Source organism: Arcicella sp. GW822-FHT02H01 (assembly GCF_058802005.1).
The window spans coordinates 80,674-94,615 of record NZ_JBXANT010000003.1; the positions used below are offsets into that span (position 1 = coordinate 80,674).

8 protein-coding genes are annotated in these 13,942 nt (G+C 36.3%); all 8 read right to left on the reverse strand.

Annotated features, from left to right (window positions below):
• Positions 1-14: 14 nt before the first annotated feature.
• The gene (locus AC1RNE_RS21825) at positions 15-1,298 is read right to left on the reverse strand and encodes a polysaccharide pyruvyl transferase family protein (RefSeq protein ID WP_492804161.1); all 1,284 of its coding nucleotides are present in this window, start codon (positions 1,296-1,298) and stop codon (positions 15-17) included.
• A 53-nt stretch (positions 1,299-1,351) separates the two neighbouring features.
• Complete coding sequence (locus AC1RNE_RS21830; protein WP_492804163.1) at positions 1,352-2,728, reverse strand: right-handed parallel beta-helix repeat-containing protein; 1,377 nt, start codon at positions 2,726-2,728, stop codon at positions 1,352-1,354.
• A 117-nt stretch (positions 2,729-2,845) separates the two neighbouring features.
• The gene (locus AC1RNE_RS21835; RefSeq protein WP_492804216.1) at positions 2,846-4,459 is read right to left on the reverse strand and encodes an FAD-dependent oxidoreductase; all 1,614 of its coding nucleotides are present in this window, start codon (positions 4,457-4,459) and stop codon (positions 2,846-2,848) included.
• Positions 4,460-4,810: 351 nt separating this feature from the next.
• Positions 4,811-6,130, reverse strand: a complete 1,320-nt coding sequence (locus AC1RNE_RS21840) for a Gfo/Idh/MocA family protein (RefSeq protein WP_492804165.1) — start codon at positions 6,128-6,130, stop codon at positions 4,811-4,813.
• Positions 6,131-6,246: 116 nt separating this feature from the next.
• Entirely contained in the window at positions 6,247-7,476 is a 1,230-nt protein-coding gene (locus AC1RNE_RS21845; RefSeq protein WP_492804166.1) for a cellulase-like family protein, read from the reverse strand.
• Positions 7,477-7,659: 183 nt separating this feature from the next.
• Positions 7,660-9,039, reverse strand: coding sequence for a right-handed parallel beta-helix repeat-containing protein (locus AC1RNE_RS21850; protein ID WP_492804168.1), 1,380 nt, complete (start codon positions 9,037-9,039; stop codon positions 7,660-7,662).
• Positions 9,040-9,216: 177 nt separating this feature from the next.
• The gene (locus tag AC1RNE_RS21855; RefSeq protein ID WP_492804170.1) at positions 9,217-10,947 is read right to left on the reverse strand and encodes a RagB/SusD family nutrient uptake outer membrane protein; all 1,731 of its coding nucleotides are present in this window, start codon (positions 10,945-10,947) and stop codon (positions 9,217-9,219) included.
• Between the two features lie 23 nt (positions 10,948-10,970).
• Positions 10,971-13,883, reverse strand: coding sequence for a SusC/RagA family TonB-linked outer membrane protein (locus tag AC1RNE_RS21860; RefSeq protein ID WP_492804171.1), 2,913 nt, complete (start codon positions 13,881-13,883; stop codon positions 10,971-10,973).
• Positions 13,884-13,942: the final 59 nt, after the last annotated feature.

Consider the following 13,942-nt stretch of genomic DNA (forward strand, 5'->3'; position numbering starts at 1 on the left):
TAAAAAACATTTTGCTATTTATACTTTTCATTAAGTATTGTTTTCAAATCATCTGTACGGCTTTCATAAATTATAGCAACTTTATCCAGACTTGTTTTTAGTTTTACTTTGGCTCTTTCATAATCTTGCCAAACTTCTCGCAGGCGGTCGGCAATTTGTTTACCTGTTGTATTATCTATTTCAAAAACCCAATCGTTGAAACCTAAATCGTAATACATTTGACCCTTGATGGTATCTTCGGGCTGACGCAAATAAAAGCATGGTGTTCCGTTGGCAGCAGCTATAATAGGTGAATGACATTCCAAACTTAAAACGCTATGTGCTTTTTCATAAATTGAGGCGGCTTCATCTGGAAGCCAATAACCCCTTTTTACGATAAATGGTTTTACATCTTCGGGTAATGGATTAATGAGCAATTCATCCATCAGTTCTACTGCATAAGTCATTTCAGGACATACAAGCACTTTGTTTCCTGTTTCCCTTACCCAAGCAATCATTGCTTCTCGAAGCTTTGCATGATCAACTTCTTTATATTTTTCGTTGATACTTTCTACTTCTTTTATTTTTTCAGTACTCCAACCGTTGTTGTTGGGGTTAAGTTTATGATAGGGTGTATATCGTAATCGTGGAACGGCACAGATAAACTTTTTAGCTTCTAATCCATTTGCTTTTAAGAAAGTAAAACCCTTTTTATCATCACGAATATTGATAAAGAAAGTAGCATCAGGAGCAAATTGTACGTGATTTCCAGTGATACCAACTTTTTTCAATTGTTCGATTGACTTAGTTTCTCTTGTATAAATGAATGATGCTTTCTGTAAAATACTTTGGTGATATTGGCTCAGGTTTTCAAGCGTTGTACCAAATACTCCAAAAGGTTTGGTCGTATTTTTCATCCAACTTGCCAAGTTATCTGCTCCTACTAAAAGTGGCCCCGAACCGTGAATCATTAAATCAGCTTTTTTGAAAGCCTCTATAATTTCAGGATTATCTACACCTTTATCTTTATTTACATCCCCATAGATAATTTTTACTTTCGGAAAGTTCTTGTTGAGCAACTCCTTCACCTGTTCACTATTGCTTCTTTTCCATAAAATAACTGTTGCCTTTGGAATAAAGGTTTCTAAAATATGTAGAAGTCCCGGTGTATGTCCAATGTCTCCAATATTTACATCTTGCCAGCCCGAAACCAATAATATGGTTGGATTAGCCTTTTTTATTACCGTCGAAATAAAAGAGGTAAAGAACAACCCTGTTGAAAATAGCCCCGCTTGCTCGATAAATTTTCTGCGTTTCATAAAAATTATCCTTAAAGCATATTAACAAATTATATGCTTATTTACATTTTGTACTATTGCACTTCATAAGCACCACAATCAACAGTTCCACCTTTTGGACGGCTTACTCCTTTAATATCTTTGGGTGCAAAAATGCTTTGAGTTCCCCCATCAATGGCTGGGCTTCCACTTTTCAAAGAAAAGTTTGCAATACTTGGATTGGTAGAAAGGTTGACAAACATTGGATCCATCACCTTATCGTTAGGTCCTTTTACAGCTACTTTACCTACAAAATATACATTGTAGTCGTAAGTAACATTGGTGTTTTTATTGTTCGAATTGCAGTTTCCGTTGGGCTTTGTATAAATAATGTTATTCATGATTTTTACATCATTACAGGTATTTGCATAAATATCAGCATACGTCTCCATAATTTGCGCATTGTTGTAGGCTGTGTTATTGATAATATCAATATGAGCCGCATCAAAAGCATGAATTCCAGAACCACCGTTATTATAGCTTATATTATTTTCAACCAGTGTTCGCCCTTTATAAGGTTTGTCTGTAGCAGTTGAGTTATAAGGACGTAGGTTTACGTCGATAATGATACCATTCCCATCGCTTAATCGTTGTTGACTAATCCAAGGAATAGTTGTTCGGTTGTTGTAACAAATATTGTTGCGTATAATGTTTTTATACCCTGTGTTAGCATCGCTGTCAAAAGGCGTTAGAATACTGATACCACTACCTCCATACATCATATACCATGCATTATTATACACAGTATTGCCTTCAAACGTTGTATAATCTGCTTGAATAGAGCTAAGTCCACCCCCCGGAAAATCATGAATTTTGCAGTTGCGTATAATAACATGATGAGGAAATTTAGTGTCAGTATTGGGTCCTCCTATGCTTATCCCATTCGTATTATAGATAGCATATAAATTATTATTAGTACCGCCCGCCAATTTATCATTATACGATGCTAAAGCATCAGCATAAGTAAGGTTTTGATTATTTCCTTGAAGCTCAATTCCTTCTAATACAATATAAGAACCGTTGATGGTAATGGCGTTCCAGATACTCCCAGAAAAGAAAAACTTAGGTTTATGATTAGCATAAGCTTTGTAAGTAATATATTTATCAGCCGTTCCTGATTTATTCAATTGGATAGTAGCAGCAGGAATATAATTACCATTCATGATAAAAATGGTATCGCCAGGAGAAGCTAAATTTTGTCCCGCTCCAATTGTTTTCAACGGAGCAGAAATAGATAAGCCACTGTTAGCATCTGACCCTAATTCGTCAGAAACATAATAGCCTTTAAAAGAAGCTACTACTGGCCCAGTAGGTTTTATAACTACATCAGCAACCTCTTTTTGATCACAGCCAAAAAGCGAAGTACTGAATAACAACATACTCCATAGCATTAGTTTAAATGTATATTTCATAGTTCAATTTTGATATTGTTTATCTTAATCTGACTATGAAACACTGGTGTATATGATTTTTCCCGTTTATTTTTTAACTATATTTCTAAATTAGTTTTACGATAACTTAATCAGGTTTTACCATTCTAATCTTTGTTTATCCTTTAGCAGAACGGCTTTTAGTTTATGATAGGATAACTGTTGAGGAGACGTTTTATCAATGATAGCAAGCACTGCTGCCGTTGCTGCTGATTGACCCAAAATCATAAAAACAGGTTCCATCCTGATTGAACCGTAAGCAATATGGCTACTTGATAAACAAACAGGCACTAATAGATTGTTGCATTCTTGTTCTTTTGGTAAGATAGAACCATAAGCAATAGCGTAAGGCTTGTCGGGATGTACGCCTATGTCTCCTTCGTTTTGTACAAAGCCATCTTTTGTTATATAGCGTTGGGCATTATGAGCATCCAAGGCATACGAGCCCATTCCGATTGGATTAGGCACTTGTGTTTTTCCTAAGGCATCCGCTTCTTTCATCACAAATTCCCCAATCATCCTTCTTGCCTCACGGATATAGAGCTGATGAGGCCAATTGCCATTATCTTTAAATTCATCTTTAGGTAAACCCCATTCTTGCATGTTTTGTCGTACATCAGTAGGTACACTTTCATCATTTTGCAAAAAATACATTAAGCCTTTTTGATATAATTCATGTTCCTTGATTATTTGTCTGCGTCGTTCATAAGTTGCTTCTGGATAATCATAATTTTTGCCGATGTAATCCGTACTAAAAGGTCCATGATTATTAGTATCCGTTTTGCGATTAGGAATCAGGTCAAATTTATCAAAGGTTTCACGCCAACCTGTAGCAAAAACTCTTGCCAATAATTCATATCGTGCAGGGTTATACCCCTCTGGTTTTGTAAAAGGGATTCTATTCTCTGGATTACTGCTCAAACACATTCTGAAACAATAAGCCTGAATCTTATTATCACCAGAACCATATACAGCTATTGGTTCAGAAGAAATTTCTGGTAAAAGTCCACTATTTGGGTTATTTGCGACTTTATAGGGACTAATCTTCGTTTTAAAATGATGACCGTGCTGAAAAACTTCTGGTTGAACACCATTCCATTTTTCACCGTAAACACTATTAGCTTCACGACCAATATGATACTTTACTCCTGCTAATGCCATTAGGTCGCCTTCGTAAGTAGCATCAATAAACATTTTTCCCTGATAAACTTTTCCGCTTAGGGTACGAAAAGAACGAATACCTCCAGAGCTTTTTATTATACTTGTTGGTGAACGATTTAACCATTCATTCCGATAAACAATCAGTTTGTTTTCTTTTACTAAATCTTCAAATATTTTCTCGGCAGCATGTGGCTCAAATATCCACATGGTTCGGTTAGCACCATCAATAGCGGGTGTTCCTTGCCCTTTATTGCCATATTCTTCTCTCTTTTGCCATTTCCAAGCATTATTATTTTGATAGTGTTGATACAAACGTTGGTAAAATTCACGTGCTAAACCAGCTATTACTTCCTTGTTACCTGTATCGGTAAATCCTAAACCTCCAGACGACAAACCTCCTAAATGTATATCAGGCGACACAACGATAACCGATTTGCCCATTTTCTTGACCTGTACCGCAGCAATTATTGCAGCAGAAGTACCTCCATAAATAATTACATCGGCTTGCCTAATTATGGGTGTTCTAGCAATGAACGTCTTCGGAATGGACATGAGAAGAACCAATGATACAACAAAAAATATGTTTTTTTTCATAGTTTGAATCTGCTTAATATTTATTTTAATATTGTTGGTTTAGCGTAAATAAAGAAGCTATGATTCATTAAAAGACTAAAAGATGGCAATGTGTATTGAAGTTTGTGTAAGTACATTCTTCAATAATTGTTAAGTGCTACTTCATCAAAGCCTTATAATAAAAATACGCTATCTCTGAAATATTCAAAAATAGCGTATTATATTTTATGCAATAATTACGATTAATGAAATCTTCTATTTCAAGTTAGCTTGAAATAGAAGAAGAACTATCTGCTCTTGGGGTAGTTTCTTCTTGAAAACTTAATTTAATTATACCTTTACTTCCCAGCCCTTTTCGTATTCTCTAGCCCAAAGTTTATTAGCATCTTTATCGTTCAAGATATGACCATTTGTAGGGTCACAATTGAGTGTTCTGCCTACTCGATAAGCAATATTTCCCAATTGTGGCAACAACGTAGATTTGTGTCCTTCTAAGATTGGAGCATTCAATTGCTCTTTCCCACGAATAGTGTCGCAGAAATTTTGAAGGTGTAAACCATCTAATAATTCTGTCGGACTGACTGCATTTTTAGGGTCAAAAGGAGTATCATCTTTTACTTCAGATACTAATTTATTAGCGGCATCAAATATTTTGTAGCTATTACTTCCTGGATAGACGATTGTGCCATTGTCTCCATAAAAAATTACGCCTCTTCCACTGCCTTCAGAATTGTATCCATTAGAGCTACGTCCTTCCCAAGTACAGGCGGTATTATTGCCAAAATTAAAAGTAATTGTCTGAGTATCTGGCGTTTCCCAATCATCTGTAAAATGGAATCTTCCACCACTAGAAATAACTTTAGTTGGATAGTCAACTCCTAAGCCCCAACGAATTACATCTAATTCATGTGTGCCATTATTAAGGGCCTCGCCTGTTCCCCAGTTCCAAAACCAATGCCAGTTATAATGTATTAAATTATCCTTGTATGCTCTACGTGGAGCAGGTCCTTGCCATAAATCATAGTTTAAATGGTCTGGTACTTTTGCCACTACGCCCTTCCCTATTGATTTACGACTATTTACATACCACCCACGTGCAAAATATACTCTCCCGATAGCACCTCCATGCAATTTAGCAATCATGTCTTTCACATTGCTAAATGTACGTCTTTGGCTACCCATCTGCACAAATTTTTTATACTTGTTCGTCGCCTCAACCAATAATTCTCCTTCTCTTGGATTATGGCTACATGGCTTTTCAACATAGATATTTTTTCCAGCCTGCAAACCCATGATGGCTGCTGGCGTGTGCCAGTGGTCTGGTGCAGCGATTGCCAAGCCGTCAAAGTCTTTTTTCTCAAGCATTTTACGAATATCTGTAAACCCTTGCGGTTTTTTACCAGAGATTTTCTCTATTTCAGCGATTGTTTTTGCTAAAACATTCGCATCTGTATCACAGATATATCCAACTTCAACATTTGGTAAGTTCGCAAACGTTTTAGCTAAGAAAAGCCCACGACTGTTTGTGCCCATCACACCTATTACTACTTTATCATTCGGCTTTCCATGATAAGCAAAAAGGCTTGAAGAAGTAAGTACCCCAGCCGTAGCCAAAGTTGATTGTTTTATAAAGTCTCGTCTGTTTGACATAATAGTGATATTTTAAAATTTGTTGGAAATATTATTTAATAAAAATAGGTGCAGAACGTCAAAAAAATGGGTTTCTATTTTATGAGATACCCGAACAATAAACTATGGGAAATTCATCAATTGTTTAATCGAAGGACTATTTTTTTATCTTTCAAATCATCAGAAATTTTAGATTTTTTAATCATGGATGTCAATCTTTGATGCCACGCTATATCATTCCACATCCCTTTAAACTGAGGTCCACAGAAATTACTCGTGGCAATTGCGACCCATTGCTGCGTTTCAGCAGCTTTACGTACACCTAATTCACATAGTTCTTTTATCCAATGCCAGTTTAACATTGGATAGTCTTTATAATTCACCAAAGCCCAGCTTTCGGTAGTGATAAGCGGTTGACCCGCAGCCTTGGCATCATCAGCAAGTTGTTTAATACTACTTACCAAAATATCATCCCAGTATGCTTTATCTTGGGTGTATATGGTTTCTGCCTTTGCAACTAGCTTTTTATAATCTCCAGTAGAAAAACCATCCCAGTCTATACCCAATTTGTTATTAAACTCTCCATTTTGCAAACTCGCCATCCAGAGATGTTGCTCAATAAAATCAAGATAAGGGATTGGATTATTCTTTAAAATACCTTTCTCATAATGGTCAAATGAAAAAGTAAAAGGCAACTGCGGATAATTTTTGCGCATAATAGATAGTGAAGTTTTCATCCACGCTACAGAGCTAGGAATACTCCAATCATGATTTTTTCGCTCGGCTTTAAAATAGGGTGTCCATATTTTTGCAGGCCATTCGTTGCACATATCCACATAAAGAATAGCATCTAGCAACTTTTCAGCGTCAATTATGTCCAATACTTTTAACCAGTTAGCAGCCATTTTCTCTGGCGAATCTATTTGCATCCGTGTATTATCCTCATCCTCTCGGTACCATGTAGATAAAGCGACTTTAATATTTCTTTTAGCGCATTTTGCAATAAATTCTATTAATGCGGGTCGTATTTTAACTTTTATCAGCCCCGGACTTCCCCAATCATTTTGATCCCAAACTGGCTTTAATGTCCATTCTTTATCAGGACTAGCCCCAAGAAGATGTGGGTAAGCATCTATCCTAACCGCATTGTATCCTCTTTCAACTAGTTCATCTAATATTTTGTCCCAATCTTCATATCCACCGCCTGCCCATCTTCTTTCGAGCCAACTAAAATCCCACATGGTAATTGCAAGAGGATGAGCAGCTTTAGAAGGAAGAATATCTATTGTAGCGTTAACACCCGAATAAGTTGCAAAAAAAGCAACAGAGGTTAATGAACCTAATTTGATAAATTCTTTTCTGTTCATTTTACACGTTTTCGGTAATATCCAAAATTTATGATCGTAAATACAGGTGATTTAACTAATAGCAATTAAACATCTTTAATCTGATAATTGCTTATTGTCTATTCAGTTTTAAGGTAAAATCTTGAGAGTGAACATCGCACATAAAATACCATAATGCACTATATTTTTGCTTGATTAATAATCCTATTTTATTTCAAAAGCACCTCTAGTGATACCTTTGCCAATTTTGCGAGCTTTGCCCGTAATATCTTTCGCTTGAATAAGTTCTGTAGTGCCTGATGTTACAGCAGGACTATTTTTAAGAATATTAAAATTTCCTTGGGTTGGGTTCAATTGTACATTAATAAATTTCGGGTTAGCTACAATATCATTCGGACCAGCAATAGCATTTTGTTCTATCGGATACAAATTATAATCCCAACGTATATTCGTATTTCTGTTATTTGACGTTACTTTACCTGCTGGTCTAGGAACAATAATATTATTAAGAATAACGACATCTTCTGAACGATTAGGAAATAATTCCTGATAGCCCACTGTTTGTCCATTCCAATAGGTCGTATTATTGATAATATCTACATGCTTTGTCCTGAAAGTATGAATCCCCGAACCTCCATTATAGGCACTTAAATTATTCGCAATCAGTGCTCTTCCTTTCCATTCGGGGCGTTTTGGTTTCTCTGGTGTTTTGTTCTCTGTTATCGTATTTTGAGTATTATTCGTTTTAATAACGGCATCAGCATTCGGATTTGTTGCTCCTTGTGCATCCGACTGATCGGTAACATCTAGCAATATTCCATTTCCATCACTCAGCTTTCCAATTTTTTCCCAAGGCACCATTGTTTTATTATTCCATACATAGTTTCGTTGAATAATGATATGATAACCCGGAGCATCATCATAAGCCCAGTTATTTAAAGTTGTAATGCCCGAACCTCCATATCGCATAAACCATGCATTATCAAATACTTTACAGTCTTCAATAGTAATATAGTCTGCTTCTATCGCAGTAATTCCACCTCCCGGACATTTACTAACCTCTGAATTACGAATGATAACATGGTGTGGTTTTTGGTCTGGGCTATTATTTCTACCATTTACAAAAATGCCGTTCGTATTGAAAGAGGGGTTAGGCGTTACTTTCTTAGCATCTTCCTGTGCATGTGCTAATACGATTGAATCATTACTTCCTTTTACCGTGATACCTTCAATAATATGATAAGACCCTGACACTTGAATTCCCGCCCAACCCATAGGACGGATTTCAGGTTTATGCCCTGTTCGGGCTTTCCAAGTAATCCAAGCATTGGGTTTCCCAGATTTTGTGATGGAGAGCACGGCACTTCCATTAGACTTATCAGCATTGGAATAAATACCATTTCCAATCAAAACAACATCGCCTGGTTGTACTAAATTTGCTACTTTTTGTAAAGAACGAAAAGCCTTTTCGGGCGACTTCCCATCATTGGAATCATTCCCATCCCCCGACACATGCCAAACTTGCGCATACATCGTTATACCTACAGAAAGCAGTAATACAATAGTTAATACTAATTTTTTCATCGGCTTACTTCAATACTTTTAATGTTATTTTTATAATTCTCTGATTTTAATGTTTCTAAAAAACTTTCCCAATAAAATAGATAAAATTGCGAGTTTATTAATTTAATAACTCTCGCAATTTTTCTTTATGATAGTGGTAGGGTTATTGCAGGAGGGTTTATTATGATTGCGTTATATTTACCAAAGAGGATTCTGAATCAATTCTTTAGAAATATTCAAGTCGCTTTGAGGAATAGGATACAAATACATTTTTGGAGTAAAAACCCTATCTTCAACCTTTACGGGCGTATATGAAAATGTATTGTCAGCATTACGTTTTACATTCACTCCCATTAATGGTTTACCAAAATACTCAGGTCCTTGTAACCATCTGCGAACATCCCAAAAACGGTGGTCTTCAAAAGCGAATTCCACTCTTTTTTCATTACGGATTTTCTCTCTCATGTCTACTTGTGATAAATTAGCAGGTACTGGAGGCATGGCTACTCCCGTTCTAGTCCGAACGATATCTACATATTTTTTAATGTCAGCATTCCCCGGACTCCATTCATTTAAGGCCTCGGCATAATTCAGGTAAATCTCTGGATAACGGAAAATAATCCAGCTATGTACCCCTGTATTACCATTCAGTAAGTTCAAACTTTCTATCTGATACTTACGCAAATAATACCCTGTTTTAGACGCATTAACAATGGGTTTGGCATCTAGCCCACCTGGCCATAATTGTACGTTTCTACTCGGCGTACCAAAAGCAGTATTGTTTGTCACTATCGAAAAGCCTAAACGTGGGTCACGGTTAGCATATGGATTCGCAGCCATAGCAGGATCGTTCCAGTTGAACTTAACGGCTGTTGTCGCATTTACTTTTACTTCATAAGCATCCACTAAGTCTTGAGAAGGCGTGTTGCCACTCTGCCCCAAGTTATAACCAATAGGGGAATTATTTTTTTCAAATTGATTCCCTGCCGCCGTACTTCTGGTAAAAATAATTTCCCCATTGTTAAATGTATTGAACAGAGACTTATAAGCACCTAAAGTAGGCAATGAACCTGCATCTATTACAGCTTTGGCAGCATCCGAAGCTGTTTTCCAACGAGCAGCACGGTCGCCAGCAGGGAGTGAAATTAATTCAGGGTTTGGATAACCGCCCGCCCATGATGGATTATTGAATAAATCGCTGGCTGCATATAATAACACCCTACTTTTTAATGCCAAGGCAGTTAATTTTGTTACTCTTCCCAAATCATTGGCTGCTACATAAGGTAAAGTAGAAGCATTTAAAGGTAATTTAGATGCCGCAGAATCACATTCCGACACAATAAACTGGATACATTCATTTAAACTATTACGCTTTATTTTAGAAAAGTCTGCATCCAAATCAAGGGCATTATTTAAAATAGGTACTCCTCCATAACGCTTTACCAATTCGAAATAAAAGTAAGCACGCAAGAATCTAGCTTCATAAGTCCAACGCTTAATGGCCGCAAGATTGGTGGTATAAACTGCCTGAGCAGATGCCGAGGGGTCTAGTTTCCAAGGATCAAGGTTTATTTTATCGGTTGATAATAAAAACTGATTTACTTTACGAATACCTCTATAATAATTACCCCATACTAAATCTGGATTATTAATAGCATTCCAGCTACCCGTATTAAAGCTTTGTATGGCATTCGTTTCGCTAGTAAATTCAGATTCATCCGTAGCCGAAGCCATCATTGCTGAACCTCCAATGTATAAAGTACCATCTGGAATATCAGCATAAATGGCATTTAATAGGGATTGGACATTACCAAAAGATTGTTCTATTTCATTTCGTCCGATAGTCGTTACAAATTCACGGTCAAGGTCTTGGCAAGCACTTAAGGCAAGTGCTACACAAACTATTAACGAGTATAAATATTTTTTCATTTTCAGCATTGTATTTTAAAGAATTACAATTGTATTTTAAAACCTAGTGTCAGTGTTCTGGTTACTGGATAACCCGTTAAAGATTCTGGATCGCCATATTGGATTTTATCCCATGAAAAAAGATTTGTACCATTCACAAAAAACCTAGTTTTACTTAACCCAACCTTATTTGATATTTTAGCAGGAAGTACATAGCCAATCTCGGCACTTCTCACTTTTATGAAACTGCCATCGCGTTGCCAGAAAGTAGAAAACTGATAGTTATTAAGGTTATCTTTTGAAGATAATCTCGGATAATCCGCCGTTTCTGCACTTTCAGGAGTCCATCGATTCAAAGCAATTGGGGCAACTTGTCCATTAGACTGAAATGCTTGAAAAGTATTACCACCTAGATACACAGTACTGCCCGTAGAGCCTTGAAAAATTATATCAACATCAAAATTTTTGTATTTCAATCCTGTATGCAAACCTGCAGTTAAATAAGGCAAGCCTGTATTACCAATAGGCAATCTATCATTTCCGTCAATAACGCCATCTGGTTTTCCTTCGGGACCACCTATATCTTGGTATTTAATATCACCAGCCTTGATAACCTCTGTTAATACTCCAGGAACGCTTTTAGGGTCTAACAATCTTTTAGCAATATCCTCTTGGGTATAAAACCCGATAGCTTTTAAGCCTATTGGCTGACCAATTGCTTGTCCTGTACTATATAATTGCGTGTTTAATTGTAGTGCTTCAGCATTGAATATCACTTTGCTTTTTGAATAAGAGAAGTTTGTTTCTACAAAAAACTGTAAATCTTTCTTGGCGCTATTATGATAGCGCAATGAAAAATCAAAACCTTTGTTGTTGGCTTTACCCTGATTTAGGTTTTGGGTACTTATTCCCAGAAACAGCGGAGTAGTACTGTTTGAAGCTACTAGAATATCATAACGGTCACGGTTAAAAACGTCAAACGAAAGATCTAAGTTTTTAAATATACTAGCATCGATTCCTATGTTCTGTGTTTTTTCTTTTTCCCAAGTAATGTTTGAATTAGCAATAACGTTTTCGGCATAACCTCCTACTGCAGTATTACCAGTTCCAAAGAAATATCCACCCCCACCAAACGTACCAGTATAAGCATATCTTGTCGATAAACCTTGTCCTGCAATAATATCATTGCCAGATAAACCATAAGATGCACGCAGTTTTAGGTAATTAATATTTGCATTAGTTTTTAAGAATTTCTCATTTGAAAGTACCCATCCGATAGAACCTGCTGGAAAAAACCCATATCTATTTCCTGGGGCAAAAATATCGGTACCCATGTATCCAAATGAAAACTCGGCTATATATCTATTATCAAATACGTAAGTAAAACGTCCAGCCGCACTATTGTGCTTATAAGCGTCTGTTGAGTTAGCCGTTGGGGTAGATATATCACCTGTTGGTCCAAAGAGTGTAATATTGTCAGCATTAAGCATTAACATACTAGCAATATCACTTTTGCCAAATGTTCTTTTATAATTCAAAAATGCTTGAACGACAATACTTCTATACTGATCCAACGTTTCTTCTGCTCCGCTCAAGGTTGTCAATTGACCAATCGCTGGGCTATACAAGGTATCGCCTGCTACGCCTTTTGATATTGAGTACCGAGGATATTGTTTCGTTTTTCTAGACCCCGATTCAAAGTAATTATTGATTGAAGCAGAGGCAGAAATACTCAAACCCTTCGTAATCATATCAAGTTCTTCCGTAAGTTTCAAAGAAGACAAAATAGTACGTGTATTATTTTTGTAAAGACCTGTACTTAGTAAATTAGCCACAGGGTTTGAATACAACGCATTTCCTCCAAATGTTCCATTCGGATTATATACAGGAAAAGCATTAGGTGGTAAAGAATTCAATAAGCTAAAAGTACCACCAGTAGTATAATTATTAGGATTACTGCTTTCTTCAATAGCTCCAGCTATTCTAAATTCAGCAGAGAGTCTATTCGATAATGTAATATCCAAATTAGTTCTGAAATTATATTTTGAATAAGAAGAATTTGAACTTTCTTCGTTCATATCTCCATATTTTTTGAATAATCCTTGGCTGTTAATAGCATTCAGCATTACAAAATACCTTACAAATTTATCTCCTCCATTAAATGTTAAATCATAGCTAGAAACTGCCGCAGTAGGTCTTAATACTTCATTATACCAATTTACATTCGGATGGAAATAAGGGTCGGAGCCATTCTGATAGGCTTCTAAATCAGCCGAAGTATATCTTGGCGCTAAACCGTCGTTTGTTAATGCTTCATTGTACAAAGCTGCATAGTTATATGAACTCAAAAATTTTGGGATATACTGAGCCTGATTAAAGCCCTGTTTCATGGTAAATGATATTTTCAATGGGCCTTCTTTACCTGTTTTGGTAGTCACTAAAATAACACCATTGGCTCCACGAGCTCCATAAATTGCCGTAGCTGAGGCATCTTTTAATACTGAAATAGATGCGATTTCTTCGGGTAATAATTGCATAAAAGCATTTGCAGTTCCTGTGCCATTGCTGACATAGCCATCAATTACATAAAGTGGTGAGTTATTAGCCCCTCCAAGAGTATTTATACCTCTGACATATATATTGGGCGATGCTGCTCCTGGTTCAGCTCCACCTTGGGTAACTGTTACACCAGCCAATCTGCCATAAATCGTATTTCCTAAGTTAAGTGAGAAGTTTTTTTCTAAGTCTTCACCATTTACTGTTGAAATAGCACTCGTGATATGATTGGCTGATTGTTTCCCATAACCAATATTTTTTATATTTTGTTGGTTAAACACTTTTACGGTATCGGTTGGCAATGCCAGCCCATACTTCCCTTGTTGTGCGAGTAAAAGATTATTTACAAGCAAGCTGAAGAGCAATATGTAATAAAGCTTTTTTGTATTTTGTATTTTCATGATGTTTTGTCAACTGGTTAAATTGTTAATCGAACAAACATTTAACAATTATTCATTGA